Raw genomic sequence first — 26,961 nt, 5'->3', positions numbered from 1 at the left:
GTGCTTGCTTCGCGAATGAATTCGCACAGTTCTGTAGGAGCGAATTCATTCGCGAAAGGTTGATCAACCAAATATTTTCTTGAAGAACGCCTGCATGTCTGCCCACGAGCTCTGGTCAGCAGCCTTGTCGTAACCGATGTCCGGGCCGCCATGGTCGCCGTGGCTCAGGCGGTCGGCGTCAGGGTTGGTGAAGCCGTGTTTCGCGCCTTCGATGCTGACGAATTTGTAGTCGGCCTTGGCGTCGTCCATTTCCTTCTTGAAGGCTGCGACGTTCTCTGGCGTGACCATGCTGTCCTTGGCGCCATGCTCGACCAGCATCGGAATCTTGATCCCCGGTTTTGCCGGTGTGTTGGTGACCAGCGCGCCATGGAAGCTCACCACGCCTGCCAGCGGTTCGCCGCGACGTGCCGCATCAAGCACGATCTTGCCGCCGAAGCAGTAGCCGATGGCAGCGATCTTGGCCGGGTTGGTCTGGGGTTGTTTCTTCAATTGCTCAAGGCCTGCATCGAAACGCTTGTCGGCAGCGTCGCTGTCCTTGAGTGCCGCCTGCATGAAGGCCATTGCATCCTTGGGGTGTTCGGTGTTCTTGCCTTCGCCGTACATGTCGATGGCCATGGCGCTGTAACCCAGAGCCGCCAGATCACGGGCGCGGCGCTTGGCGTAGTCGTTCAGCCCCCACCACTCATGAACCACCAGCACGCCGGGGCGCTGGCCTTTGATGGCATCGTCGTAGGCGTAGTAGCCCACCAGTTTGGTGCCGTCGGCACTCTGGTAGTTGATCTGTTCGGTCTTGACCGCCGCCTGGGCCAGTCCGGTCAGGCTAACCATGATCAACGCAATCCACATACGCATGTTCAGTTCCTTCTAGCGGGAGGGAATAAAGGGCACAGCTTAGACGATTCCGCCTTTTTATCCTGAACTTCCGTTCAGCGCAGGTTCAGAGCGCGTTCAGTAACAGTTCAGGCCGCGGGGGCTACTGTGAAATCGTACTTTGACAGCGTCCCCGAACGCAAAAGGAGTCCTTATGCTGAACATCAACAAGTTGTTCCTGGCGTTGGCTTTTCTGGGTGGCAGTGCTGCAGCACAGGCCGGTGACGGTCGACTGGAGCCGGCACGTATCGAGTTCGGCAAGACCACTGAAAGGCTTGATGATGCCAACGGCTGGAGTCACGGCATGGGGCAGCAGGATTCTCTGGCCGGTACAACGGGGGCGCTTTATTCACCGGCTATTTATGGCAGTCTCTCGGGCACCTACAATGGTGTGTCTGTCAGCCGGGAAGTCCTGCTGGGCGGATATGATGTAACGCAGCGTTTGCCCTTGAGCGCCAGGCTGTCGAGTACCGATTCGGCGATGTCGTTTCATTATTTGTCTTAGGGGGAGCTACATGAAGTTGTTGGTGGTCGAGGATGAAGCGCTGCTGCGCCATCACTTGTGGACCCGCTTGACCGAAACCGGTCATGTGGTGGAAGCAGTGGCCAATGCCGAGGAGGCTCTGTATCAGGTCGGCCAGTTCAATCATGATCTGGCCGTGATCGATCTCGGCTTGCCGGGTATTGGCGGGCTGGACCTCATTCGGCAGTTGCGTGCCCAGGGCAAGGCGTTTCCGATTCTGATCCTCACCGCCCGTGGCAACTGGCAGGACAAGGTCGAAGGGCTGGCTGCCGGTGCGGACGACTATGTGGTCAAGCCATTCCAGTTCGAGGAACTGGAGGCGCGACTCAATGCCTTGTTGCGACGCTCCAGCGGTTTCATCCAGTCCACCATCACCGCAGGCCCATTGCTGCTGGACCTCAATCGCAAGCAGGCCGCCCTGGCCGAACAGCCCTTGGCGCTGACGGCTTATGAATACCGGATTCTCGAATACCTGATGCTTCATCATCAGCAGGTGGTGCCCAAAGAGCGCCTGATGGAGCAGTTGTACCCTGACGACGATGAGCGCGATCCGAATGTGATCGAAGTGCTGGTCGGCCGCCTGCGTCGCAAGCTGGAAGGCGCCGTGGCGTTCAAACCTATCGATACGGTGCGTGGCATGGGGTATCTGTTCACTGAGCGCTGTACATGATTCGTTCGCTGCGCCTGCGTTTGATGCTGGCCGCCGCAACCCTGGCGGTGATTTTCATGTTGCTGATGCTGCCTGCCTTGCAGGGCGCATTCAGCCTGGCATTGCGTGGCGCAATCGAGCAGCGTCTGGCGGCGGATGTGACGACCATGATTTCAGCCGCGCGTGTCGAAGACGGTCGCCTGCTGATGCCATCGCTCCTGCCCAGCGAGCAGTTCAATCTGCCGGGCAGTCGCTTGCTGGGCTACATCTATAACCTTCAGGGGCAACTGGTCTGGCGATCGCTTGCAACCGAGGGCGAAAACATCAAATACCACCCGCACTATGACGGGCAGGGCAGTCAGTTCTCCAAGATCAAGGAAGCCAATGGCGATGAGTATTTCGTCTACGACGCCGAGATCCGTCTGCTGGGTGGCCGCAATGCGGCATTCAGTATCGTGGCCCTGCAACCCTTGCGTGACTATCAGGAAACCATCGCCGATTTACGGAAAAAACTTTACCTGGGCTTCGGCGGCGCCTTGCTGGTGTTGCTGGGGCTGTTGTGGCTTGGGCTGACCTGGGGGCTGCGCGCGCTCAAGGGCTTGAGCCAGGAACTGGATCAGGTGGAAGCCGGTGCACGGGACAGCCTGAGTGAAAAGCATCCCAGCGAACTGCTGCGCCTTACTGACTCTCTGAATCGCCTGCTGCGCAGTGAGCGCGAACAACGTACTCGCTATCGCGATTCTCTGGACGATCTGGCCCATAGCCTGAAAACGCCGCTGGCGGTGTTGCAGGGTGTCAGCGAGAACATCGCCAAACGGCCTGAGGATGTGGAACAGGCGCGGGTCCTGCAATCCCAGATCGAGCGCATGAGCCAGCAGATCGGTTACCAGTTGCAGCGCGCCAGCCTGCGCAAGAGCGGTCTGGTCCGGCATCACGTGAAGCTGCGCCCGGTGGTCGAAAGCCTGTGCAACACCCTGGAAAAGGTTTACCGCGACAAGCAGGTCAAGGTCACGCTGGACCTGCCCGAAGACTGCCAGGTGCCGATGGAAGAGGGCGCGTTGCTGGAAATGCTCGGCAATTTGCTGGAAAACGCCTACCGGCTTTGTCTGGGGGAAGTCAGAGTCAGTTTTCAGTCATCTGCAACGGGTGACGAATTGTGTGTCGAGGACGATGGCCCCGGCATTCCCCTGCGCCAGCGAGCGCGCATTCTGGAGCGCGGTGAGCGACTGGACCGACAGAATCCGGGCCAGGGCATCGGGCTGGCGGTGGTCAAGGACATCATCGAAAGCTACAGCGCCCGCCTGACCCTTGGCGACTCGCCGCTGGGCGGGGCAGTGTTCAGGATTCATTTTCTGGCGTGATGATGTTGAATTCGCTCCCACCACACACATTTCCGTAGGAGCGAATTTATTCGCGAAGGCTCGTACATCCTAAGAAAATCAATTGCCTTCAATGACGCCTCGCGAATGAATTCGCTCCTGCGAGGTTCGGGCAAAGGCGGATACCCGCCACCCTTTCGGTTTTTTTACTGGCTATCGGCGGAAAACCGCCACCATCATGGCCTTTTCCTACTACTGTTTATACAACGATGCCTTGTGAGCCGGGCTTCAGGAGATTTTTTCCGGGAGTGGCACGCCGCTTGCTACTTGTCGTCGTAGAGAACTGCCCTGCGCAAACTCGACACAACAAATCCCTCCAGTGCAGGAGGGTTAGTGCTTTATAGGCTCGCGTGCATCAGGTGAGATGCCGACGACGCCCTTGAGGATAACAACAATGACGACTCGTCAGCCCTTCTACAAAACTCTGTACTTTCAGGTAATCGTAGCGATTGTCATCGGTATCCTGATCGGCCACTTCTACCCTGACACCGGCAAGGCCCTGAAGCCGCTGGGTGACGGGTTCATCAAACTGATCAAAATGGTCATCGCCCCCATCATCTTCTGTACGGTCGTCAGCGGTATCGCGGGCATGCAGAACATGAAATCGGTTGGCAAGACCGGTGGCTACGCACTGTTGTACTTCGAGATCGTTTCGACTCTGGCCCTGATCATCGGTCTGGTAGTGGTCAACGTCGTCAAGCCAGGTGTTGGCATGAACATCGACGTCAGCACTCTGGATGCCTCCAAGATCGCTGCCTACGTCACTGCCGGTAAAGACCAGAGCATCGTCGGCTTTATCCTCAACGTGATCCCGAACACCATCGTCGGCGCCTTCGCCAACGGCGACATCCTGCAAGTGCTGATGTTCTCGGTGATCTTCGGCTTCGCCCTGCATCGCCTGGGTGCCTACGGCCGTCCGGTTCTGGACTTCATCGATCGCTTCGCTCACGTGATGTTCAACATCATCAACATGATCATGAAGCTGGCGCCTATCGGTGCGTTCGGTGCCATGGCCTTCACCATCGGTGCTTATGGTGTAGGTACTCTGGTGCAGCTCGGTCAGTTGATGATCTGCTTCTACATCACCTGCTTCCTGTTCGTGATGCTGGTACTGGGCGCCATCTGCCGTGCGCACGGTTTCACCATCTCCAAGGTGATCCGCTACATCCGTGAAGAGCTGCTGATCGTGCTGGGTACTTCCTCCTCGGAATCCGCACTGCCACGCATGCTGATCAAGATGGAGCGCCTGGGTGCACAGAAGTCGGTGGTTGGTCTGGTTATCCCGACCGGTTACTCCTTCAACCTGGACGGTACTTCGATCTACCTGACCATGGCTGCCGTGTTCATCGCTCAGGCGACCAACACCGAGATGGACATCTCCCACCAGATCACCCTGTTGCTGGTGCTGCTGCTGTCCTCCAAAGGTGCTGCTGGCGTGACCGGTAGCGGCTTCATCGTTCTGGCTGCAACCCTGTCGGCCGTCGGCCACCTGCCGGTTGCCGGTCTGGCGCTGATCCTGGGTATCGACCGCTTCATGTCCGAAGCCCGCGCCCTGACCAACCTGGTCGGTAACGCTGTTGCTACCCTGGTTGTTGCCAAGTGGGTTGGCGAGCTGGACAACGACAAGCTGCAGGCCGAACTGGCCTCCGGTGGTACTTCCATCGTCGAAACCCGTCATGAAGATGACCTGGGTGTCGCTGAAGGCCCGGCTCCTGTCGACACTGGCAAAACCGTCTGACACGCGCTGAATGATAAAAAACCCATCTTCGGATGGGTTTTTTTATACCTGCGATTCCTGCGAGGCGGATTACTCCACGCGGGTTTCACCGCTGAAAACCAGCGTCTGACGGCAGCGTCGACACAGATAGCGCCGGCCTTTGGATACCATGCCGTGGCGCTGGGCCGAAAACGGGAAGTCGCTGTCGGGACAGGGGCAGCGATAGATGTAGCGGGTCACGCTGCGTCGCTCGATGGCGTAGGTATGGCAGCGGTTGGGCGGCAGTTCGTATACGCCGCGCATGATCAGTTGCCATTCTTCGCCATGGGGCTGGATACGGTCCCCGAACAGCTGATGGGCAATCATGTGGGCGACTTCGTGGGGTACGGTCTGGCGCAGGAAATCTTCGGCGTTTTCCCGATACAACTGCGGGTTGAAGCGCAGCATGTTCTCGTGCAGGTGTGCGACACCGGCTTTCTGGCCGCGCAGCTTGAGGCTGACGACCGGGCGTTTGAAGGTGCGTTTGAAAAAGGCTTCGGCTTGCTGGTAACAGGTTTCTACACGGGAATTGAGTTGCTCGGGCATGCTGTGTGGCTCTCCAGATGCGCCAAGTATGCCGTAATGCGGGGGCGTGCTGGCAACCCCGACTGCCAGATGGTCGGTCAGCTCGGCGGGCCGCAGCAGTGCGCTGCCCGCCGAACTGTTGTTCAACTGGTGTATTCCGGGCCGACTCCAACGCCCCACAGCACCACGGTAAAGGCCATGATCGCTACCAGCACCACCAGGCCAACGGCCAGGACGGAGCTGGAAAACATGAAGCCTTCTTCCTGGGGAATATTCATGAAGGTCGGCAGGCCCACATACAGCAGGTAAACCGTGTAGCAAATGGCCGCAGTCCCCACCAGCATGCCCAGCCACATATGCGGATACAGCGCCGCCAGCCCGCCGATGAACAGCGGCGTGGCCGTATAGGTGGCAAACGCAATACATTGCGCCAGGGTGGGTGTGGCGTCGTAGGTGCGGGCCATCCAGTGAATGAAACCGCCCATTACCGCGACACCCAGCAACATGGAGATGTATGACATGAGCGTCATGCCTATCGCGCTGGCGTGGGTCAGCATCACCGGCGGGCTGTCACCGATGGCCCAGCCGATCTGGGTGGTGCCTATATAAGCGGAAACTGCCGGGATCGCGGCCAGGATCAGGGTGTGAGTGAGGTACATGTGGCCAATGCTTTCTTCTTCGCCACGTATCTGTCTCCATTCCCGATCGGGATGCGTGAACAGCCCCCAGACGTGATGGATCATAGGATGACTCCTTCATCTCGTGGATTGAAGGCCACAAGCCTGAATGCGACCTCATCACGCAGTATAGAAAGCATGGCCTGGCCATGAACGACGTGCTTAGAGTGTTTGGCGATTTACCACGGTCTGTTAATAGCGGTGTTCCATAAGCCAGTGGTTTAACGATCCGCAGGTTGTGCGTAAAATGGCCGCCCTTTCCCCGAAGTCACCAGCGGATACCACCAGCATCATGGGCACCCTTTCAGTCAATCAGAACAAACTGCAGAAACGCCTGCGTCGGCTGGCCGGCGAAGCGGTTACCGACTTCAACATGATTGAAGATGGCGACAAGGTGATGGTCTGTCTCTCCGGCGGCAAGGACAGCTACACCATGCTCGACGTGCTGATGCATCTGCAGAAGGTCGCGCCGATCAAGTTCGAGATCGTTGCCGTGAACATGGACCAGAAGCAGCCGGGTTTCCCGGAACATGTGCTGCCGGCCTATCTGGCAACCCTGGGTATCGAATACCACATCGTCGAAAAAGACACCTATTCGGTGGTCAAGGAGCTGGTTCCGGAAGGCAAGACCACCTGCTCGCTGTGCTCGCGCCTGCGTCGTGGCACCTTGTACACCTTCGCTGATGAAATCGGTGCCACCAAAATGGCGCTGGGGCATCACCGCGACGACATTGTCGAAACCTTCTTTCTCAACATGTTCTTCAACGGTTCGCTCAAGGCCATGCCGCCCAAGCTGCGTTCCGACGATGGCCGCAACGTGGTGATCCGCCCACTGGCTTACTGCCATGAAAAGGACATTCAGGCGTATTCGGACTTCAAGGAATTCCCGATCATTCCGTGCAACCTGTGCGGCTCCCAGGAAAACCTGCAGCGTCAGGTGGTCAAGGAAATGCTCATCGAGTGGGAGCGCAAGACGCCCGGCCGTACCGAAAGCATCTTCCGCGCCTTGCAGAACGTTCACCCTTCGCAACTGGCCGACCGCAATCTGTTCGACTTCACCAGCCTGCGCATGGACGAAACCGCAGCCTCGCGGTTCGTCAATGTGGTGAATATCTGACCGGCAATCAGTGGTTGACGGTGAAGGCCAGCATCGCTGAAAGCTGGCACATCGGCCGCCCGCTCTGGGCATGCCACTGATTGAAGACATCCTGCACGATGGCCTGATCGCGCTTGCTGGTCGGTACTTTATCGACGATGTTCTGCGCGTTCAGAGCCGCCACTACATCCTGGCTCGGGATGAAGGTGTCCTTGCCCACCATGCGCAGGAAGCGTGGCGCTGAAAGCCCGCCCATCTGGTTGCCGTGTTTGGCCAGGTATTGCCAAAGGCCCGTGATGTCATCCGTCGGCCATTGGGCGATGAATTTGGCGAAGCTGCCGTGTTCCTGAGCGATATCCAGAATCAGTTGCGCATTGCGCGGCACGCTCTTGAGCTTGCCCAGGTGGCGAATGATGCGGGTGTCCTGCATCAGCCGCTCCAGATGGTCTGCTCCCATCAGCACGACCTTTTCCGGGTCGAAGCCAAAGAACACCTCCTCGAACGCAGGCCACTTGGCATCCACCAGACTGTGTTTCAAGCCGGCACGAAACACCCGCAGGGCCATGGTCGACAGATAGCGATCATCGCCGAAAGCCATCAGTTGCTTCGGCGTATGCGGCACCGGCAACAGTGCCTCAAGAGCCTTGGCGGAGCCGAAACGGTTCAGGCAGTATTCGTTCAGCCATTTGTAATCGTGCATCGGTTCTCCATAAGTAAGTGGCCATATCGTAGGAGCGAATTCATTCGCGAATAAGCGGAGCGCCGCCCGATTCTCTCCTACGGGGTTAGGTCAAGTTGTGATTTCCACCTGACATACAACAACGCACTGATGAATACCGCCACACTGGCCAGCATTTCCAGCACGCCGAACAGCCAGCGGTTCGGATCAAAGGCCGCCAGGGCACCTTTGATGAAATACAGGTTGATGACAAAACATGTCCAGGAGTGCCCTCGGGTTTTACCCAGCAGCATGCCGGGTGCCAGCAACAGCAAGGGCAGCAGCTCGACGGCCAGGATCACAGGTGGGCGGGCGCCATGCAGGTCGGCGACAAACAGGTAATACACCGTCAGCAGGGCGATCATGCCCAGAAAGCAGATCAGGCTCGCGGCCCGGCTGATACGTACCCGTGGCTCCAGCCATTCCCTGGGCGGCAGCACTTTGGGCTTTTTAGCCACGCGGGGTCTCCAGTTGCAGCGCGGTTTTCGCCAGACGCTGGCCAAGGGCGCGGCACAGCTCGGTTTCATGGCGATCCAGCGGCCGTTTGCCGTCAGCTCCGGCATGGTGGCTGGCGCCATACGGCGTGCCGCCACCGGCTGTTTCCAGCAGCGCGCCTTCGCTGTAAGGCAGGCCCATCACCAGCATGCCGTGGTGCAGCAAGGGCAGCAGCATCGACATCAGCGTGGTTTCCTGTCCGCCATGCAGGCTGGCGGTGGAGGTGAACACGCTGGCCGGTTTGCCCACCAGAGCGCCGGTGAGCCAGAGGTTGCTGGTGCCGTCCAGAAAGTACTTGAGCGGCGCAGCCATGTTGCCGAAACGGGTCGGGCTGCCCAGCGCCAGACCGGAGCAGTTTTTCAGGTCGTCCAGCGTGGCGTACAGCGCACCGTTTTCCGGGATCTGCGGCGCGGTGGCTTCGCAGTCGGCGGAAATGGCCGGCACGGTGCGCAGGCGCGCTTCCATGCCGCCCATTTCGATGCCGCGAGCGATCTGGCGGGCCATCTCGCTGGTGGAACCGTTGCGGCTGTAGAACAGAACCAGAATGTAGGCATCGCTCATGGCAATAGCTCCAGTATGTTTTCTGGAGGACGACCGATAACTGCCTTGTCACCTGCGACCAGGATCGGCCGTTCGATGAGTTTGGGGTGCGAAGCCATGGCGTTGATCAGTTGCTCGTCGCTCAGGCTCGGGTCTGCCAGGTTCAGGGCCTTGTAGTCATCTTCGCCACTGCGCAGCAATTGCCGTGGGCCAATTCCCAGCTTTGCCAGCAGGTCGCGCAATTGTGCGGCGTCCGGCGGGGTTTCGAGGTACAGAACGATGTCCGGAGTCAGGCCGCGGGCCTGCAGCAGTTCCAGCGCGCCGCGGGATTTCGAGCAGCGCGGGTTGTGATAAAGCGTCAGATCAGTCATTTGCAGGTCGCATCTTGCCTAGAGTGGCGCGTATTCTACCTGCGCGACGGCGCGGGTCGACATGATCAGGCGCATATCGGTGAACCGTTTATAGAGAAAGTCGAGGAAGGAAGCACAGATGGCGAGGCGATTGGCAGCGGTAGCGATGTTTGTCGGCAGTTTGCTGTTGAGCGGTTGTGGCGCGGACCTGGGCGTGGACCAGAACGGCCAGAAGGTGTCCAGCGAACGCATCGACAACCATTGGCTGGTGATTAACTACTGGGCCGAATGGTGTGGCCCGTGCCGTACCGAGATTCCGGAATTCAATCACTTGTCCGAAGAACTCAAGGACAAGAAGGTCAGCGTGCTGGGCGTCAACTTCGACAACCTGCAGGGCGACGACCTGAAAAATGCTTCCAATGCCCTGGGCATCAAATTCACCGTCCTGGCCCAGGACCCGGCCGAGCGCTACAACCTGCCGCCATCCGAAGCGCTGCCGGTGACTTACATCATCGACGACAAAGGCAAGATGCGCGCGCAGTTGCTCGGTGAGCAGAGCGCACAGGGCGTGACGGACAGGTTGAAGGCGTTACGCGGCGAGGGCTGATTTTCGCGAATGAATTCGCTCCCACCGTGTAGGAGCGAATTCATTCGCGACAGGGCCTACCTCAATCCTCAGGCCAGAACCGCAATGGCTTGCCTTCGGCTGGCCACAGGCGCAATTGCTCGATGGGCGAAATATCCCAGCGCTGCACCTTGCTCAGCTCTTTCAGGAAACGCTGCTCCTGCTCCATCACTGGCGGTACGCACATCTTGCGGGTATTGCCGATGGGGCCGAAGCTGATGGTCTGGCCTTTCAGGGTGTAGGGCGCGAACCAGTGGTTGCAGCCCGCGTTGCCGTAGGCCCGGCCATCGGCACCGAGGGTCATGGTCAGGTGGCTGCTGTCGATCAGCGGACGTTCGCCGATCCACTCCAGCACATAGCTCTGATCCAGTTCGATGGGTTTGGGCTCAGTCGCACAGCCGACCAGCAAGGCGCTACCGATCAGGCTCAGTACAGCCAGGTGTTTCATGCCGCTTTCTCCTGACACTTTCTGCATGTATGTTTTTCACCTTCGGTCTTCCAGCCCAGCTCGGCGATGCGTGCAACGGCGGCGGGTTTCTGGGCCTTGGTGCCAAGCTTGCTCTCGACCATGAACTCGAAGTCCAGTTCGGCAGAGCAACTGTCGCAATTGACCTTCCACTGGTGGATCGCCAACTCGTCGAACGCCGGGCCATTGGCCACTGCGACCCATTGGCCGGGTGGATTGATCAGGTGCCGGACTTTCTCCACTGACAGACGCATGTAAAGGCTTTTGCTGCCCTTGATGGTGACCAGCAGTTGATCATTGTTGTGGATCGAGCCGCCGTTACCGGTGACTTGATAACGCCCGGGCCCCAGCGTACGGCACTCGGTGAGAGTGTGTTGAGGGTTGAGCATGCTGTAGCGGAAATCGTGTTCGACCATGGGTCCTCCAAATTGCGCGCATCTTATCACGCCTGGGCTTCGATCCGGTTTTGCGCAGTACCTGCATTCCATGCGGCAATGTTGTCCAGAGTTGTCCGGGCAATGGCGCCCAGGGCTTCCTGAGTCAGAAAAGCCTGATGCGCGGTGATGATGACATTGGGGAAGGTCAGCAGGCGCGCCAGCACGTCGTCTTGCAAGGGCAGGTCCGAGCGGTCGGCGAAGAACAGTTGCGCTTCCTCTTCATAGACATCCAGCCCCAGATACCCCAGTTGCCCGGTCTTGAGGGCGTCGATCAATGCAGGTGTTTCCACCAGAGCGCCCCGACCTGTATTGATGAGCATGGCGCCTCGTTGCAGGGTGGCCAGAGATTGCTGGTTGATCATGTGGCGAGTCTGCTCGGTGAGCGGGCAATGCAGGCTGATGATCTGCGCCTGTTCAAGCAGGGCGGGCAGGCTCAGGTATTCGGCACCCAGGGCCAGGACTTGCGGATTCGGGTACGGATCGTAAGCCAGCAGCTTGCAGCCAAACCCCGACATGATCTTCGCGAAGGTTGCGCCGATCTGCCCGGTGCCGATCACGCCTACGGTCTTGCCCACCAGATCGAAACCGGTCAGGCCATGCAGGCTGAAGTCACCTTCGCGGGTGCGGTTGTAGGCGCGATTCAGATGACGGTTGAGGGCCAGGATCAAGGCCACAGCGTGCTCGGCCACGGCATGGGGTGAGTACGCCGGAACCCGGACTACGGCGATGCCCAGTCGCTGAGCGGCTTGCAGGTCCACATGGTTGTAACCCGCCGAGCGCAGCGCAATCAGCTGGGTACCACCTGCCGCCAGACGCTCCAGTACCGGGGCGCTGAGGTCGTCATTGATGAATGCGCAGACCACCGGGTAGTCATGGGCCAGCGTGGCGGTTTCCAGGGTCAGGCGAGCTGGCTGGAAATGCAGTTCCAGGCCATCGGGCGCCTGGGCGGCCAGGAAGCTTTCCCGGTCGTAGGTCTGGCTGCTGAAAATCAGGGTGCGCATGGGTGTGGTCTTCCTTGAGGAGTTGGGTTTTTCGCGAATGAATTCGCTCCTGTCGCGTATGGCGTAGGAGCGGATTCATCCGCGAACAGGCTCGACTTCAGGCCGTGACACGTGCCTCAACGGCCAGCCGGGTAATGGCTTTATCCAGATCGTCCAGCGCCTCGATAGCCTCTGGCGAATCCTGTTTGAGCAGGGTTTCGGCGCGTTGGCAGGCGGCACGCAGTTGCGGTACGCCGCAGTAGCGTGTGGCGCCGTGCAGGCGATGGACGCGTTCGATCAGGCCCTGAATGTCTTCGGCGGCTCGTGCCAGACGGATGGCTTCGCGGTCGGCATCCAGCGATGCCAGCAGCATGGCCAGCATGTCGGTCGCCAGATCGGGTTTGCCGGCAGCCAGACGCAAACCTTCTTCGTGATCGAGCACCAGCGGGCCGGTATGGCTCTGCTGGGTATCGGACGGACGTTCCGGCAGCGGCGTGCGCAAGGCCAGGCCTGTCCACTTGAGCACCACCTGCGCCAGTTGCCGCTCGCTGATGGGCTTGGTCAGGTAATCGTCCATGCCGCTTTGCAGCAGGGAACGTTTTTCATTGGCCATGGCGTGGGCGGTGAGGGCGACGATAGGCAGGGAAGTGCACTGGCGCTCCAGTTCCCAGACACGAATCGCTTCAGTGGCCTGACGCCCGTCCATGCCGGGCATCTGCACATCCATCAGCACCAGATCGAAGGTTTCGGTCTGCACGCAATGCAGCGCCGCATAGCCACTGTCCACCGCGACCACCAGCGCGCCCATGTCTTCGAGCAGGGTCTGGACCAGCAACAGGTTGGCGGGGTTGTCGTCCACGCACAGGACTTTCGGCGGACGGCTGGCCAATGGCTGGACAACGTCGGTGCGTACCACTTTCGGGGCAATCAGCTCCGACAGGGCTTTTTGCAGCTTGCGGGTGCAGGCGGGCTTGGCCTGCAACTGGTTATAGACATCCGGCACCGACAACTGGAACAGCGCCTGCTCGGTGGTCGGGCACAACACCAGCACTTTGCAGCCAAGGTTTTCCAGGTCCCAGATATGCTGGCGCAACCGCTCCGGCGGGATCTCATGAGCCGTGACGCCCAGTACCGCCAGATCGATTGCTGTTGATGTCTGGTGGGCGGCGGTCACCCCGTTGAGCAGGTTCTCCAGGTTATTGAAGATCAACGTTTCAAGCCCGCAGTCTTCCAGTTGGTGTTCCAGAGCCTGACGGGCCAGTTCATGGTGCTCGAGCACGGCGGCGCGAACGCCTTCCAGAGGCTTGTACAGCAGCTCTTCGACTTCGTCCCGGGCCTTGGGCAGCGTCAGGGTGATCCAGAATTCCGAGCCGATGCCCGGCGTGCTGTCCACGCCAATCTCGCCGCCCATCTGCTCGATCAGGCGTTTGGAAATCACCAGCCCGAGGCCGGTACCGCCCGGTTGGCGGGACAACGAATTGTCTGCCTGACTGAAGGCCTGGAACAGGGCGCGTACATCCTGGCTGGACAGGCCGATGCCGGTGTCCTGAACGCTGATGCGCAACTGCGCGCTTTCCTCGGTTTCGTCTTCGACCATGGCCCTGGCGACGATGGTGCCTTCGCGGGTGAATTTGATCGCGTTGCTGACCAGATTGGTCAGGATCTGCTTGAGGCGCAGCGGGTCGCCCGACAGGGACAGCGGCGTGTCGCGATAAACCAGGCTGACCAGTTCAAGCTGCTTGGCATGGGCTGCCGGAGCCAGGATGGTCATGGTGTCCTGCAACAGGTCGCGCAGGTTGAACGGGACATTTTCCAGCACCAGCTTGCCGGCTTCGATCTTGGAGAAGTCGAGAATCTCGTTGATGATGCTCAGCAGGCTGTCGGCCGATTTCTCGATGGTGTTCATGTAATCGCGCTGGCGTGGGGTCAGCTCGCTTTTCTGTAACAGATGAGTGAAGCCCAGAATGCCGTTGAGCGGCGTGCGGATTTCATGGCTCATGTTGGCCAGGAATTCGGATTTGATCCGGCTGGCTTCCAGTGCTTCCTTGCGCGCCAGATCCAGTTCGATGTTCTGGATTTCGATGGTTTCCAGGTTCTGCCTGACGTCTTCGGTGGCCTGATCGACGCTGTGCTGCAATTCTTCCTGAGCATTCTGCAAGGTCGAAGCCATGCGGTTGATGCCTGAGGCGAGCACATCCAGCTCCGCGCTGCCCAGCGGCGGTACTCGTGCTTCGAGGTTGCCGTCCTTGAGTTGCGACACCGCCTGCTTGATCTGGCTCAGGGGTTCATTGATGGTGCGGCTCATGCGTACCGCGACAATGGCCGTCAGCGCCAGGCCGAAGGCGATCAGCAGGCTGCTGACGAACAGGCTGCGATAGCCGCGCAGCAAGGTGCCGTTGTGGGAAATTTCCAGTTCCACCCAGCCCAGCAGCCGGTCGGCTTCGGCGGGGATGATTTCGCTGGTCAGGTGCCGCTGATTGCCAAACACCGGTAATAAATAACGGGTCGCGTCGTTGGCCGAGGTGTTGAGCAACTGGGTGCTGTTACCGATGGGCGCGGGGGCGATCATGCTCGGGCCGGCGTGGGCCAGGGTATTGCGCTCGGGGTCGAGAAAGGACACCGAACGTACATCGGCCTGTTCGAGGGTCTGCGAGGCGATGCGACTCAGGAGTGTCTTGTCTCTTCGTCCCAGCGCGGGGGCGGACAGTGGCGCCAGTTCCTGGGCAATCATTTCACCGCGTTGCAGCAACTGGCCCTGCAACTCGTGAAGCTGCATCACCGTGAAGTAAGTGCCCATCATCAGCGCGATCAAACTGGCCGGCAGAATAGTCAGCAGTAATACGCGGCCTTTTATACCCAGTTTGGTCAGCACAGCTTTCTCCACCTGTCGGAATCAGTCCATCGATATCGTTTCAGGGCAGTCTAGCCGCTTACCCTGAAACGCATATTACATGCCGATACGCTCTTGGGGTTGCGGGAAGTCAAGGCTTGTGAGGCTGGAGCCGAAAATATTGCTTATTCCTTTTAGTGATAAGAAGCGCACTTTGCGTGATATGGGCTTTGGGCGTTTGCCGTTATGATAGTGCCCCCCGCAGTCTGGATCGCGAATACGCCATGACCTTGCAGTATCAAACCATTGCCGATTGTGTCGGCAACACTCCGCTCGTGCGCCTGCAACGCATCGCGGGTAATACCAGCAATACCCTCCTGTTGAAGCTCGAAGGTAACAACCCGGCTGGCTCGGTAAAAGACCGCCCGGCGCTGTCGATGATTACCCGTGCCGAACTGCGCGGCCAGATCCACGCGGGCGACACTCTGATCGAAGCCACGTCCGGCAATACCGGCATTGCCCTGGCCATGGCCGCGGCGATCAAGGGTTACCGCATGATTCTGATCATGCCGGACAACTCCAGTGCCGAGCGCAAGGCGGCCATGACCGCCTATGGCGCAGAACTGATTCTGGTCAGCAAGGAAGAGGGCATGGAAGGCGCCCGCGACCTGGCTGAGCGCATGCAGGCCGAAGGCCGTGGCAAGGTGCTTGATCAATTCGCCAACGGTGACAATCCCGAAGCGCACTACACCAGCACCGGCCCGGAAATCTGGCAGCAGACCGGCGGCACCATCACCCATTTCGTCAGTTCCATGGGCACCACGGGGACCATCATGGGCACCTCGCGCTACCTCAAGGAGCAGAATCCGGACGTGCAGATCGTCGGTCTGCAGCCTATGGAAGGCGCCGCGATTCCCGGCATCCGCCGCTGGCCCCATGAATACCTGCCTCGCATCTATCAGGCCGATCGTGTCGATCGCATCATCGACATGGCCCAACTGGAAGCCGAAGACACCATGCGCCGACTGGCCCGTGAGGAAGGCATCTTCTGTGGCGTGTCGTCCGGTGGTTCTGTAGCCGGCATGCTGCGCCTGTCCCGTGAAGTCGAAAATGCGGTCATGGTCGCAATCATCTGTGACCGTGGCGACCGTTACCTGTCGACCGGCGTCTACGACGCGCCCAACTGATGGCCAAACAACAAAGAGGGCTGCGCTTCCAACCCGCTGGAGGCGTCAAGGCTGCGCAGATCCCTGCTGGCAAGAAACAGCGGCTGACCATTGAACGCCTGTCCAGTGACGGACGCGGCATCGCCTTTCTCGACGGCAAGACCTGGTTTGTAGCAGGCAGCCTTGGAGGTGAGGAGGTCGAGGCGCGGGTGCTCAATGCCCACGGCAAGATTGTCGAAGCGCGTACCGAGCGAGTGTTGCAGGCCAGTGCCATGCGCCGCCCGGCTGCGTGTGAGCATTTTGGTCGCTGTGGCGGTTGCAGCGTGCAACATGTGCCCCATGACGAACAGCTTGCCCTGAAACAGCGCATGCTGGCCGAGCAGTTGCAGCGGGTCGCGAATGTCGTGCCGGATGAATGGGCTGCGCCACTGGCGGGTTCTGAACTGGCCTACCGCCGCCGTGCGCGCATCGCTGTGCGCTGGGATGCCAGGGCCAAGCGGCTGGATGTGGGCTTTCGTGCGGCAGCCAGCCAGGACATCGTCAGCATCGAGCATTGCCCGGTGCTGGTACAGGCCTTGCAACCGATCATGACGCAACTGCCAGCCCTGTTGAAAAGCTTCAGCAAACCTCAGTCGCTGGGTCACGTTGAATTGTTCAGCGGCTCTTCCATTGCCGTGTTGCTGCGTCACACCGCGCCTCTGGCCGAGGGTGATCTGGCCATGCTGCAAGGGTTCTGCAAGGAGCATGACGCGCAACTCTGGCTGCATGGCGAAGGCGAGCCTCAACCGGCAGACCCGGATCAGGCATTGGGCTATCATCTTGATCCATGGAATCTGCAGTTGGCCTGGAGGCCGGGGGATTTCATTCAGGTCAACGCGGCGGTGAACACCGCGATGATCGGGCAGGCGCTGGAGTGGTTGGCGCCCAAGGCTGACGAGCGAGTGATGGATCTGTTCTGTGGCCTGGGCAACTTTGCCCTGCCGCTGGCCGGGATGGCGCAGGAAGTGGTTGCGGTCGAGGGGGTTGCGACCATGGTCGAGCGTGCCTCGGCCAACGCAATGAGTAATGATCTGCACAATGTCAGGTTTTTTCAGGCGGATCTTTCCCAGCCGCTGACACAGGCAAGCTGGGCCGCTGAAGGGTTTTCTGCGGTACTCTTGGACCCACCGCGCGACGGAGCTTTTGAAGTGGTGCGCCAGATCAGGAAATCAGGCGCCAGACGGCTTGTTTATGTTTCATGCAACCCGGCTACTTTGGCTCGCGACACGGTCGAATTGGTCAATCAGGGCTACCGATTAAAACGTGCCGGAATACTCGATATGTTTCCACAGACGGCCCATGTCGAGGCGATGGCTTTATTTGAAGCGAGTAAGTGAGCAGCGGTTCATTGGATCGAGTCAGCTGCTGACAGGGAATCTCGTTTAATCCGACTGGCCCGCGAATGCCGGTCCTTGCTTGCCCGGCAAGTGGCATTCGCTCAAGAAGGCTGGCGACTGAAGGCGCTATTCATCGCGCCGTAGGGAAGGTAAGCAGCATGGTACAGGTGAGAGCGCACCAGCCGATAAACACAGACGGCAGTATCAACCTAGACGCATGGCTTGATCATATTGTCAGCGTCGACATGGTCCTGGACCGGGAGGCCATGAAAGAGGCCTGTGAATTTGCCCGGCAATCCGAGCAGAAGGACAACGCTTTAAAGAATCATTGGGCAGACGGTACTTCCAGTTTCCAGACCGGTCTGGAAATCGCGGAAATCCTGGCTGACCTCAAGCTCGATCAGGACTCCCTGATCGCAGCTGTCATCTATCGGGGCGTGCGCGAAGGCGTGATCCCCTTGCAGGATGTCGAGCAGCGCTTCGGTTCGACCGTCGCCAAGCTGATCGACGGCGTGCTGCGCATGGCCGCCATCAGTGCCAGCCTCAGCCCTCGCCAGTCTCTGGTGCTGGGCAGTCAGGCGCAGGTGGAAAACCTGCGCAAGATGCTGGTGGCGATGGTCGATGACGTGCGTGTGGCCCTGATCAAGCTGGCCGAGCGTACCTGTGCGATTCGTGCGGTCAAGAATGCCGACGACGAAAAACGCAATCGCGTGGCCCGTGAAGTCTTCGATATCTACGCACCTCTTGCCCATCGCCTGGGTATCGGTCATATCAAGTGGGAGCTGGAAGACCTGTCTTTCCGCTACCTTGAGCCTGAGCAATACAAGCAGATCGCCAAGCTGCTCCATGAGCGGCGCCTGGATCGTGAGCGCTTCATCAGCGATGTGATGTCGCAACTGGAAAACGAACTGCTGGCCACCGGCGTCAAGGCCGACATCAGCGGGCGTGCCAAACACATCTATTCCATCTGGCGCAAAATGCAGCGCAAGGGCCTGGCTTTCAGCCAGATCTACGACGTGCGTGCCGTTCGGGTACTGGTCCCGGAAATGCGCGACTGCTACACCGCGCTGGGTATCGTTCACACCTTGTGGCGACACATTCCCAAGGAGTTCGACGACTACATCGCCAACCCCAAGGAAAACGGCTATCGCTCGCTGCATACGGCTGTTATCGGGCCGGAAGGCAAGGTGCTGGAAGTGCAGATCCGCACGCATTCCATGCACGAAGAAGCCGAGCTGGGCGTCTGTGCGCACTGGCGCTACAAGGGCACTGACGTCAAATCCGGCTCCAACCATTACGAAGAGAAAATCTCCTGGCTGCGTCAGGTGCTCGAGTGGCACGAAGAGCTGGGTGATATCGGCGGTCTGGCGGATCAGTTGCGGGTCGATATCGAACCGGACCGTGTCTACGTCTTCACCCCGGACGGTCACGCCATCGACCTGCCCAAGGGCTCGACACCGCTGGACTTCGCTTATCGGGTACACACCGAGATCGGCCACAACTGCCGTGGCGCGAAGATCAATGGCCGGATCGTACCGCTCAACTACAGCCTGCAGACCGGCGAGCAGGTCGAGATCATCACCAGCAAGCACGGTACGCCGAGCCGCGACTGGCTGAACTCGAACCTGGGTTATATCACCACGTCCCGGGCGCGGGCCAAGATCGTTCACTGGTTCAAGCTGCAGGCCCGTGACCAGAACGTGGCGGCAGGTAAAACCCTGCTTGAGCGCGAACTGGCACGGCTGGCACTGTCGCTGGTGGATTTCGAGAAGCTGGCGGACAAGGCCAACTACAAGACCGCCGAAGACATGTTCGCCGCTCTGGGCGCAGGCGACTTGCGTCTGGCGCAACTGGTCAACCTTGCCCAGCAGCAGGTCGAGCCGGAACGTATCAACGATGTTGAACTGATTCCACGCAAGGCCACCGGCTACAAGCCAGGCAAGCGCGGCGACATTCAGATCCAGGGCGTCGGCAACCTGATGACACAAATGGCCGGCTGCTGCCAGCCGCTGCCGGGGGATGCCATTGTCGGCTATATCACCCAGGGCCGCGGCGTGAGCATCCACCGTCAGGATTGTGCCTCTGTGCTGCAATTGGGGGGGCGCGAACCCGAGCGGATCATCCAGGTCAGCTGGGGTCCGGTGCCGGTGCTCACCTATCCGGTGGACATCATCATCCGTGCCTACGACCGTTCCGGGCTGTTGCGTGACGTCACCCAGGTCCTGCTCAACGAGCGGATCAACGTGCTGGCGGTCAACACCCGCTCGAACAAGGAAGACAACACTGCACTCATGTCCCTGACCATCGAGATTCCGGGCCTGGATGCGCTGGGTCGGTTGCTGGGACGGATTGCCCAGTTGCCGAACATCATCGAGACGAGGCGCAACAGGACGCCGTAGGAGGCTGTAAGTTTTAAGCTTCAAGCTACAAGCTACAAGGCAAAAACGAGCTTGTAGCTTGTAGCTTGTAGCTTGAAACTTGTGGCTTTCAGCTTACAGCTGCGACTGAAAGGAGCCCCATGTACTCAATCACCGACCTGCTCAATCTCATGTCCCGCCTGCGCGATCCGCAATATGGCTGCCCATGGGATCTGAAGCAGACTTACGCCAGTATCGTGCCGCATACGCTGGAAGAGGCCTATGAAGTGGCCGATGCCATCGAGCAGGGGGATTTCGATCATCTGCCCGGCGAGTTGGGTGATCTGCTTTTTCAGGTGGTCTTCTATGCTCAGTTGGCGAAGGAAGAAGGCCGCTTCGAGTTTGAGGGCGTTGTGGACTGTATTGTCCGCAAGTTGCTGCGTCGTCATCCCCATGTGTTCCCCACCGGCGAGTTGTATGCGCCGCTGGAAACCCCGCGTCTGACCGATGAAGAGGTCAACCGGCGCTGGGACGAGATCAAGGCTCAGGAGCGCGCCGAGAAAGCAGGCGCGCCCGAGCAGCTTTCATTACTCGACGACGTGCCCACGGCTCTGCCGGCGCTGTCCCGTGCGGTCAAGCTGCAAAAGCGGGCTGCTCAGGTCGGTTTCGACTGGCCCGCCGCCTTGCCGGTGGTCGACAAGGTTCGTGAGGAACTGGATGAAGTACTCGAAGCCATGGCAGAGAATGATGCTCAGGGCATGGCCGAGGAAGTGGGCGATTTGCTGTTTGTGGTCGTCAATCTGGCCCGGCATCTTAAAGTTGACCCGGAAACTGCGCTACGCTCGGCCAATGGCAAGTTCGACAGGCGCTTCCGATTTATTGAACAGGCATTGCATCAGGCCGGGCGTCCCATCGAAGATTGCACTCTCGATGAAATGGACGCTCTGTGGGGCGAAGCCAAACGTCAGGAAAAGAGCACGCCCGGCTGCGGCTGAGCGTGTGGTATCTGCATAAGCGAGTAGACAATGAGCCTTTCCCTTCGTGACCAGTTGCTCAAGGCAGGTCTGGTCAACCAAAAGCAGGCCAAGCAGGTCGGCAAAGACAAGCAGAAAGAACAGCGTCTGGCGCACAAGGGCCAGATCCAGATCGATGACTCGCAAAAGCGTGCAGCCCAGGAGGCCCAGGCCGAAAAGGCCAGGCGCGATCAGGAGCTCAATCGTCAGCAGCAGGAAAAGGCCGAGGCCAAGGCCCGCACCGCGCAGATCAAGCAATTGATCGAAGTCTCGCGCCTGCCCAAGCTCACGACCGAGGATTACTACAACTTCGTCGATGACAAGAAGGTCAAGCGCATCTCGGTCAATGCCCTGATGCGCAACAAGCTGAGCAGCGGCTCGCTGGCCATCGTGCATCACGGCGGCGGTTACGAAATCATTCCCCGTGAAGCGGCGCTGAAGATCCAGGAGCGCGACCCGCGCCGTATCGTGTTGCTCAACACCCCGACCGAAGCGCCGGATGCAGATGATCCGTATGCGGCCTATCAGGTGCCTGACGACCTGATGTGGTAAGTCTCTTGCGAACAAAACAAAACCCGCTCAAGGCGGGTTTTGTTTTGCGCTCGAATTATCAGTGAGTGCGCTGGTTTTCCTGCTCTTCCAGCTCTGCCTTGTAGTTATAGGCGTCTGACTCTACGTGAAACATCCCCACCAACTGGTCCTGTTGGTAAACGTCCCAGATCTGAATGCCATCCGCAACGGCTTCATGAGAGAGGTGGGCTTCGTCACGCTCAGTAACTTTAACGGTCATATTGATAGCTCCTGACTCTAGAAACTGCGGCGATGTGTCGCAGGCCTCTTTTATAGAATCGGTTAGCTTGCTAAGTAAATAGGCAATTTTTGAGGTGCTGGCCCATTGAACTTTTTGCCGGGCTGGAGGCTTTGACTGGTGGGGCTTTCAGGTTTTTTGCGGGGGAAATGAAGGATTCTTCATGAAGGATTTTGCGAGTAAATTCGCTCCTGTTCAGGAGCGAATTTACTCGCGAAAGAGGCTTAGCTACCTTTCACAGCCTTGCCATTAACAGTGCCGTCCAACAGCATGATGTTGTATTCCTTGCCGTCGGTTTCGACCTGTTGCAGGCGGACCAGCAGGTAATCCCAGTCCTTGGCGAACCACAGCACGGTGGTGCGCTTGCTTTGTGTCGGGTCACGTACGCGCTCGACCTTGATGGCATCGACCTGGCCGGCCTTGGTGGCGACCTTTTCCGAGCCCAGCACGCGGAAGTCATAGGTATCGATTTCGTCACCGTCGACGACCTGATAGCTCATGCTCTTCTTGCCGGCTGCCACGTCATGCTGCAGGGCCAACTGGTAAGTGGACTTGTCGAGAACGCCACGGTTGAGCGGCAGCTTGATCGCGTCGCCACGATCAGTGCCGGTCACGAATTTGGCAGCCCAGTCGAAGGCCAGATCAACCTTCTTGGACTTGCCCAGGCCGCTGCGCTCGAAGTTGTAGGTCTGGGGCAGCATCACTTCTTTGTCGACTTTCAGCGTGCTGACTTCCGTCAGGCTGGCGATCATCATCGAGGCCTTGAAGCTGAGGGTCCAGGTACCGTTGGGGCCGGCTTCCAGGCTGCGTTCGGCCGTACCGCTCATGGGAAGCTGCTTCCAGTCGGCGGTATAGCTGGCGGAGAAGGGTTGAAGATCTGCTGCATGTGCCGCAGGCAGTGCGAACAGAGCGAAAGCGAAGAGCAAGGCACGACGCATGGTATCTCCTAGTCTTGAATCAAGTGTCCGGTGGGCGGAAGTAACTTGCCATCCAGTAATGAACCCTCATCGCCAAGACGCAATCGGCCTTCGGCGAACCAGCGTATGGCCAGCGGGTAGATCCGGTGCTCTTGCGCGTGGACCCGTTGCGCAAGTGTGGCTGGCGAGTCCTGCAACTCTACTGAAATCACAGCCTGTACGACCAGTGGCCCGCCATCGAGTTCCTCGGTGACGAAATGCACGCTGCAGCCGTGTTCGGTATCTCCGGCTTCAAGCGCACGCTGGTGAGTATGCAGGCCTTTGTAGCGAGGCAGCAGGGAAGGGTGGATATTGAGCAGGCGACCCTGATAGTGGCGAACGAAGTCCGCCGTCAGGATGCGCATGAATCCGGCCAGTACCACGAGTTGTGGCTCGAAGGTGTCGATCAGTTCCATCAGGGCGCTATCGAAGGCCTCGCGGCCTTCGTATGCCTTGTGATCAAGAACGCAGGCTTCGATACCGGCGTCTCTGGCGCGTTGCAATCCGAATGCGTCCTCCCGGTTGGAAATGACGGCGCGGATGCGGACGGGGCTGGCCCCGTCCTTGAAACTGTCGATCATGGCTTGCAGGTTGCCACCGGTGCCAGACAGCAGCACCACGACATCGCAGGTAGCAGACATCAATGCGCCTTGAGGTTTTTCAGCTCGACTTGTGCTGCACCTTCGGCGGCGGTAGCGATCTGGCCGATGACCCAAGGTTGCTCGCCTGCTTCGCGCAGTACGTTCAGGGCGGTTTCAACGTGCTCCTGGGCAACGCAGATCACCATGCCGACGCCGCAGTTCAGGACGCGGTGCATTTCGTTTTCTTCAACGTTGCCTTGCTGCTGCAACCAGTCGAATACTGCCGGACGCTGCCAGCTGGCGACGTCGACCACGGCTTGTGCGCCTGCTGGCAGTACACGCGGGATGTTGTCCAGCAGACCGCCACCGGTGATGTGGGCCATGGCCTTGACCGCGCCGGTTTCCTTGATCAGCTTGAGCAGCGGCTTGACGTAGATGCGGGTCGGGGCCATCAGCAGTTCGGTCAGAGGCTTGCCGTCCAGCTGGATGTTTTCGATATCGGCACCGGCGACTTCGATGATCTTGCGGATCAGCGAGTAACCATTGGAGTGCGGGCCGGACGATGGCAGGGCGAGCAGGGCGTCACCGGCAGCCACTTTCGAGCCGTCGATGATGTCGGCCTTTTCCACGACGCCGACGCAGAAGCCGGCCAGGTCGTAGTCTTCGCCTTCGTACATGCCAGGCATTTCAGCGGTTTCGCCGCCAACCAGCGAGCAGCCGGCCAGTTCACAGCCAGCGCCGATACCGGTCACGACCTGGGCCGCGGTGTCGACGTTGAGTTTGCCGGTGGCGTAGTAGTCGAGGAAGAACAGCGGCTCTGCGCCACAGACCACCAGGTCGTTGACGCACATGGCGACCAGATCGATGCCGATGCTGTCGTGCTTGTTCAGGTTCAGGGCCAGACGCAGCTTGGTGCCGACGCCGTCGGTGCCGGAAACCAGAACCGGTTGCTTGTAGCCGGCCGGGATTTCGCAGAGGGCGCCGAAACCTCCCAGGCCGCCCATGACTTCCGGACGCTTGGTGCGCTTGGCGACGCTCTTGATGCGTTCGACCAATGCTTCACCGGCGTCGATGTCTACACCGGCGTCTTTGTAGCTCAGGGAGGGTTGCTTGCTCATAAAAATCCAGGCCTTTAGGGGGGATTCGGGGGTATCGACCGCTGCGGCGGGGCCGGTTCAGGGTTACGCTTTCGCGCAGTGCCGTTTCAGGCCGCCACCATCGCCAGTCTGCGAAGGCGCGCGATTTTATCAGGCTTGCTGCCCGTGAGCCATCCTTGGGCCGACGGGCAGGGGGGTATCAGGCAAAAATAAAATCCGGATCGGCGATTCAGGCCTTCCTTAATAAGCTGTAATTTTATGTGAATGATTGGCAACGACCTGCTGTCTGAGGCATGTTGAACATCTTCATCCTGTTTTCAACGGCCTGCCAATGCCGTTTTTTCCGTTCGGGAACCGTCCATGCGTTTTTCTAGATTCCTTTTCGTCGGCTGCCTTTCCCTGTTCAGTCTGCCCGGCCTTGCCGAGACCGTGAGCAATTTGTACCAAGTCCGTGAAACCGTCAGCGGTCAGTCGCCCGAGGAGCGTACCCGCGCCACTCAGGCGGCTCTGGAAACCCTGGTCGTGCGTTTGACCGGCGATACCAAGGCTGCGCAAGGTTCGGCCTTGGCCGGGTTACGCAAGGACCCGCAACAGATCATCAGCCAGTACGGCTATGAAGCCGGACCGCCGGAAACCCTGCTGGTGGATTTCGATCCGGCTACCACTGACCGCTCTCTGCGTCAGGCCGGTCTGGCGATATGGGGCAGCAATCGTCCGTCGATCCTGGGCTGGTGGCTGCTGGATTCCACCGAGGGCTCCAATCTGGTGGGCGATGGCCAGGCGTCTGCCGAACCCCTGCGCCGCGCCGCCCAGCATCGTGGCTTGCCTTTGCGTTTGCCGCTGGCTGACTTGAGCGAGCAGGGCGTCGGCACCGCGCAGCATCTTGAAAGCACCGATGTCACGCCGCTTAAAGAAGCTTCCGAGCGCTATGGTGCCGACGCGATTCTTGCTGTGCACGCCAAGGAAGAAGCCGGGCAGTGGCAAGGCAAATGGCGCTTGTGGCTGGGTGATCAGCGCGAGCAGGGCAGCGCCACGGGTGCCAACCCTGAAGCGCTGGCCGATTCCATTCTCCTGGCGGTGAGCCAGCGGCTGGCTCCGCGTTTTGCCGCCAAGCCCGGCGCATCCACCGGTCTGGTCTTCCAGGTGCAGGGCATGAATCTGGAGCGTTACGCGCAATTGCTCAATCTGCTCGAACCGTTCGGCGCCCGCCTCAAGTCGGTCGAGGCTGATCGCGTGACATTTGAAGTCACGAGCAGCCCGGAGCAGCTACGCTCGCAATTGTCCCTGGCAAAATTGCAGGAAGTGCCCGCCAGCGAAGCGACAGTTGCTACACCACCGCCAGCAGCGCCAGTCGATGCCGCCGCCTCACCGGCTCCTGCTGCGGATGCGCCAATGATTGTCCCGGTGTCTGCACCGCAACTGTATTTCCGTTGGTAGTCCGGCAAAGCGTGCCGGAGTACGTTTTCTCTTGGGGTTGGGGTCATTGATGACTGATACAAAGCGTTGGTACTTGCCTGTCGGGATTGTCCTGCTGGCTGTGTTCATATTCATGCTGCATCCGATCCTGATGCCTTTTCTGGTAGCGCTGCTGCTGGCCTACATGGGCGATCCCCTGGTGGATCGCCTGGAAAGGCTCGGCATGTCGAGAACCCTAGGCGTGGTGGCGGTATTCGGTCTGTTCACACTGGTGCTGATGGCCTTGCTGCTGGTGCTGGTGCCGATGCTGGCCAAACAGTTGTTCCGCCTTTATGAGCTAGCGCCGCAGATTCTGGACTGGCTGCAACATACGGCCTTGCCGTGGGTGCAGGCCAAGTTCGGCCTGTCTGACGGGTTCTGGAAATTCGACAAGCTCAAGACCGCGCTTTCCGAGCATATGGGGCAGGCGGGGGATATCGTCAGCGTGGTGCTGTCCCAAGCCACGGCGTCGAGCCTCGCGCTGATCGGCTGGCTGACCAATCTGGTGCTGATCCCGGTGGTGTGTTTCTACCTGCTGCGCGACTGGGACTTGATGACCGGCAAGGTTCGCGGCCTGCTGCCGCGCCATCGTGAAGACCAGGTGGTGAAACTGGCTGGCGAATGTCATGAAGTGCTCGGCGCGTTCATTCGTGGCCAGTTGCTGGTGATGGTCGGTCTGGGCGTGATCTACGCCGCCGGTCTGATGCTGGTGGGCCTTGAGCTTGGTCTGCTGATCGGCGTGATCGCCGGGCTGGCTGCCATCGTGCCTTATATGGGGTTCGTGATCGGTATTGGCGCTGCGCTGGTGGCCGGTCTGTTCCAGTTCGGCGGTGAGTTGTATCCGCTGCTGGGCATCGTCGCCGTGTTCATGATCGGCCAGATGCTCGAAGGCATGGTGCTGACGCCGTTGCTGGTGGGCGACCGTATCGGCCTGCACCCGGTGGCGGTGATCTTTGCGATCCTGGCGGGTGGCGAACTGTTCGGTTTTACCGGCATTCTGCTGGCGCTGCCGGTGGCGGCGGTGATCATGGTCTTGTTGCGCCATCTTCATGACCTTTATAAAGGTTCTGAAGTCTACAGCGGCATGGAAGACCCTGATCTATAAGGCTTTGCAACGTGTCTGAATTCTGTGTTCAGACGTTTTCGCCAGCAGGGCAGCCCGGGCCCTGTTGGCGAAGGTTTGCGCTGCCAAAGCGCAAGTCTTTGATTTTGCTTGGGGTATGGCGCATTGTGCCG

At 59.4% G+C, this 26,961-nt stretch carries 28 protein-coding genes; 13 read left to right on the top strand and 15 right to left on the bottom strand.

Annotation, left to right across the window (positions count from 1 at the left end):
- Positions 1-63: 63 nt before the first annotated feature.
- Positions 64-852: a dienelactone hydrolase family protein gene (locus K5D32_RS05510; RefSeq protein WP_221577447.1), complete on the bottom strand. Its 789-nt coding sequence runs from the start codon at positions 850-852 to the stop codon at positions 64-66.
- A 172-nt stretch (positions 853-1,024) separates the two neighbouring features.
- Between K5D32_RS05510 and K5D32_RS05505 the strand changes: the two genes are divergently transcribed.
- The 4 genes from K5D32_RS05505 (at position 1,025) to K5D32_RS05490 (ending at position 5,159) form a co-directional block, all read left to right on the top strand.
- Positions 1,025-1,375 (top strand): hypothetical protein, encoded by a 351-nt coding sequence (locus K5D32_RS05505; protein ID WP_221592643.1) that lies wholly within the window; start codon positions 1,025-1,027, stop codon positions 1,373-1,375.
- Between the two features lie 10 nt (positions 1,376-1,385).
- On the top strand, positions 1,386-2,063 hold the full coding sequence (locus tag K5D32_RS05500; RefSeq protein WP_221599436.1) for a response regulator: 678 nt from the start codon (positions 1,386-1,388) through the stop codon (positions 2,061-2,063).
- Positions 2,060-3,403 carry an ATP-binding protein gene (locus tag K5D32_RS05495; RefSeq protein ID WP_221592645.1) on the top strand — a complete coding sequence of 448 codons (1,344 nt, stop codon included), beginning with the start codon at positions 2,060-2,062 and terminating at the stop codon, positions 3,401-3,403. Before K5D32_RS05500 ends, K5D32_RS05495 begins: the two co-directional genes overlap by 4 nt.
- A 412-nt stretch (positions 3,404-3,815) precedes the next feature.
- Complete coding sequence (locus tag K5D32_RS05490; RefSeq protein WP_221577450.1) at positions 3,816-5,159, top strand: dicarboxylate/amino acid:cation symporter; 1,344 nt, start codon at positions 3,816-3,818, stop codon at positions 5,157-5,159.
- A 69-nt stretch (positions 5,160-5,228) separates the two neighbouring features.
- On the opposite strand, the gene K5D32_RS05485 is transcribed toward K5D32_RS05490, so the two are convergent.
- Positions 5,229-5,723 (bottom strand): SprT family zinc-dependent metalloprotease, encoded by a 495-nt coding sequence (locus K5D32_RS05485; protein WP_221577542.1) that lies wholly within the window; start codon positions 5,721-5,723, stop codon positions 5,229-5,231.
- A 122-nt stretch (positions 5,724-5,845) separates the two neighbouring features.
- Entirely contained in the window at positions 5,846-6,445 is a 600-nt protein-coding gene (locus tag K5D32_RS05480; RefSeq protein WP_221599435.1) for a Yip1 family protein, read from the bottom strand.
- Between the two features lie 226 nt (positions 6,446-6,671).
- Between K5D32_RS05480 and ttcA the strand changes: the two genes are divergently transcribed.
- Positions 6,672-7,496 carry a tRNA 2-thiocytidine(32) synthetase TtcA gene (gene ttcA / locus K5D32_RS05475; RefSeq protein ID WP_025261351.1) on the top strand — a complete coding sequence of 275 codons (825 nt, stop codon included), beginning with the start codon at positions 6,672-6,674 and terminating at the stop codon, positions 7,494-7,496.
- Positions 7,497-7,503: 7 nt separating this feature from the next.
- Here the strand turns inward: ttcA and K5D32_RS05470 are convergent, their stop codons facing one another.
- The 4 genes from K5D32_RS05470 to arsC all read right to left on the bottom strand — a co-directional run bounded on the left by K5D32_RS05470 (position 7,504) and on the right by arsC (position 9,599).
- Positions 7,504-8,175 carry a DNA-3-methyladenine glycosylase I gene (locus K5D32_RS05470; protein WP_221592647.1) on the bottom strand — a complete coding sequence of 224 codons (672 nt, stop codon included), beginning with the start codon at positions 8,173-8,175 and terminating at the stop codon, positions 7,504-7,506.
- A gap of 77 nt (positions 8,176-8,252) precedes the next feature.
- The gene (locus tag K5D32_RS05465; RefSeq protein ID WP_221599434.1) at positions 8,253-8,651 is read right to left on the bottom strand and encodes a DUF2069 domain-containing protein; all 399 of its coding nucleotides are present in this window, start codon (positions 8,649-8,651) and stop codon (positions 8,253-8,255) included.
- Positions 8,644-9,249: an NAD(P)H:quinone oxidoreductase gene (gene wrbA / locus K5D32_RS05460; RefSeq protein WP_221577454.1), complete on the bottom strand. Its 606-nt coding sequence runs from the start codon at positions 9,247-9,249 to the stop codon at positions 8,644-8,646. The genes K5D32_RS05465 and wrbA overlap by 8 nt, the downstream gene beginning before the upstream one ends.
- Complete coding sequence (arsC, locus tag K5D32_RS05455) at positions 9,246-9,599, bottom strand: arsenate reductase (glutaredoxin) (protein WP_221599433.1); 354 nt, start codon at positions 9,597-9,599, stop codon at positions 9,246-9,248. Before arsC ends, wrbA begins: the two co-directional genes overlap by 4 nt.
- A 118-nt stretch (positions 9,600-9,717) precedes the next feature.
- Between arsC and K5D32_RS05450 the strand changes: the two genes are divergently transcribed.
- Complete coding sequence (locus tag K5D32_RS05450; protein WP_221577456.1) at positions 9,718-10,185, top strand: TlpA disulfide reductase family protein; 468 nt, start codon at positions 9,718-9,720, stop codon at positions 10,183-10,185.
- 61 nt (positions 10,186-10,246) lie between these two features.
- On the opposite strand, the gene K5D32_RS05445 is transcribed toward K5D32_RS05450, so the two are convergent.
- The 4 genes from K5D32_RS05445 to K5D32_RS05430 form a co-directional block, all read right to left on the bottom strand.
- Complete coding sequence (locus K5D32_RS05445; RefSeq protein ID WP_221577457.1) at positions 10,247-10,651, bottom strand: META domain-containing protein; 405 nt, start codon at positions 10,649-10,651, stop codon at positions 10,247-10,249.
- Positions 10,648-11,085, bottom strand: coding sequence for a hypothetical protein (locus tag K5D32_RS05440; RefSeq protein WP_117181085.1), 438 nt, complete (start codon positions 11,083-11,085; stop codon positions 10,648-10,650). Before K5D32_RS05440 ends, K5D32_RS05445 begins: the two co-directional genes overlap by 4 nt.
- A 26-nt stretch (positions 11,086-11,111) precedes the next feature.
- Positions 11,112-12,107 (bottom strand): 2-hydroxyacid dehydrogenase, encoded by a 996-nt coding sequence (locus tag K5D32_RS05435; protein ID WP_221599432.1) that lies wholly within the window; start codon positions 12,105-12,107, stop codon positions 11,112-11,114.
- A 97-nt stretch (positions 12,108-12,204) separates the two neighbouring features.
- Positions 12,205-14,958: a response regulator gene (locus K5D32_RS05430; RefSeq protein WP_221599431.1), complete on the bottom strand. Its 2,754-nt coding sequence runs from the start codon at positions 14,956-14,958 to the stop codon at positions 12,205-12,207.
- 242 nt (positions 14,959-15,200) lie between these two features.
- Here K5D32_RS05430 and cysM point away from each other — a divergent pair, with 242 nt between their 5' ends.
- The 5 genes from cysM (at position 15,201) to K5D32_RS05405 (ending at position 21,380) form a co-directional block, all read left to right on the top strand.
- On the top strand, positions 15,201-16,103 hold the full coding sequence (cysM, locus tag K5D32_RS05425; protein WP_198727074.1) for a cysteine synthase CysM: 903 nt from the start codon (positions 15,201-15,203) through the stop codon (positions 16,101-16,103).
- The gene (rlmD, locus tag K5D32_RS05420) at positions 16,103-17,458 is read left to right on the top strand and encodes a 23S rRNA (uracil(1939)-C(5))-methyltransferase RlmD (RefSeq protein WP_221599430.1); all 1,356 of its coding nucleotides are present in this window, start codon (positions 16,103-16,105) and stop codon (positions 17,456-17,458) included. The genes cysM and rlmD overlap by 1 nt, the downstream gene beginning before the upstream one ends.
- Before the next feature lie 158 nt (positions 17,459-17,616).
- Positions 17,617-19,857 carry a GTP diphosphokinase gene (gene relA / locus K5D32_RS05415; RefSeq protein ID WP_221599429.1) on the top strand — a complete coding sequence of 747 codons (2,241 nt, stop codon included), beginning with the start codon at positions 17,617-17,619 and terminating at the stop codon, positions 19,855-19,857.
- A 119-nt stretch (positions 19,858-19,976) separates the two neighbouring features.
- On the top strand, positions 19,977-20,810 hold the full coding sequence (gene mazG / locus K5D32_RS05410; protein WP_221599428.1) for a nucleoside triphosphate pyrophosphohydrolase: 834 nt from the start codon (positions 19,977-19,979) through the stop codon (positions 20,808-20,810).
- Positions 20,811-20,840: 30 nt separating this feature from the next.
- Positions 20,841-21,380 (top strand): DUF2058 domain-containing protein, encoded by a 540-nt coding sequence (locus K5D32_RS05405; RefSeq protein ID WP_221577463.1) that lies wholly within the window; start codon positions 20,841-20,843, stop codon positions 21,378-21,380.
- 58 nt (positions 21,381-21,438) lie between these two features.
- On the opposite strand, the gene K5D32_RS05400 is transcribed toward K5D32_RS05405, so the two are convergent.
- The 4 genes from K5D32_RS05400 to purM all read right to left on the bottom strand — a co-directional run bounded on the left by K5D32_RS05400 (position 21,439) and on the right by purM (position 24,291).
- Positions 21,439-21,618 carry a hypothetical protein gene (locus K5D32_RS05400; RefSeq protein WP_025261336.1) on the bottom strand — a complete coding sequence of 60 codons (180 nt, stop codon included), beginning with the start codon at positions 21,616-21,618 and terminating at the stop codon, positions 21,439-21,441.
- A gap of 242 nt (positions 21,619-21,860) precedes the next feature.
- Positions 21,861-22,574 carry a DUF3108 domain-containing protein gene (locus K5D32_RS05395; protein ID WP_221577464.1) on the bottom strand — a complete coding sequence of 238 codons (714 nt, stop codon included), beginning with the start codon at positions 22,572-22,574 and terminating at the stop codon, positions 21,861-21,863.
- 8 nt (positions 22,575-22,582) lie between these two features.
- Complete coding sequence (gene purN, locus K5D32_RS05390; RefSeq protein ID WP_198727062.1) at positions 22,583-23,233, bottom strand: phosphoribosylglycinamide formyltransferase; 651 nt, start codon at positions 23,231-23,233, stop codon at positions 22,583-22,585.
- Positions 23,233-24,291 carry a phosphoribosylformylglycinamidine cyclo-ligase gene (purM, locus tag K5D32_RS05385; RefSeq protein WP_025261333.1) on the bottom strand — a complete coding sequence of 353 codons (1,059 nt, stop codon included), beginning with the start codon at positions 24,289-24,291 and terminating at the stop codon, positions 23,233-23,235. The genes purN and purM overlap by 1 nt, the downstream gene beginning before the upstream one ends.
- Positions 24,292-24,630: 339 nt before the next feature.
- Here purM and K5D32_RS05380 point away from each other — a divergent pair, with 339 nt between their 5' ends.
- Positions 24,631-25,707 (top strand): DUF2066 domain-containing protein, encoded by a 1,077-nt coding sequence (locus K5D32_RS05380; RefSeq protein WP_221577466.1) that lies wholly within the window; start codon positions 24,631-24,633, stop codon positions 25,705-25,707.
- A gap of 49 nt (positions 25,708-25,756) precedes the next feature.
- Positions 25,757-26,830, top strand: coding sequence for an AI-2E family transporter (locus tag K5D32_RS05375; RefSeq protein WP_221577467.1), 1,074 nt, complete (start codon positions 25,757-25,759; stop codon positions 26,828-26,830).
- Positions 26,831-26,961 lie beyond the last annotated feature (131 nt).

Source organism: Pseudomonas cichorii (assembly GCF_019719005.1).
In the GTDB taxonomy this organism is placed as follows: Bacteria; Pseudomonadota; Gammaproteobacteria; order Pseudomonadales; family Pseudomonadaceae; genus Aquipseudomonas; species Aquipseudomonas cichorii_E.
This window is presented reverse-complemented; position numbering and strand designations above follow the sequence as displayed.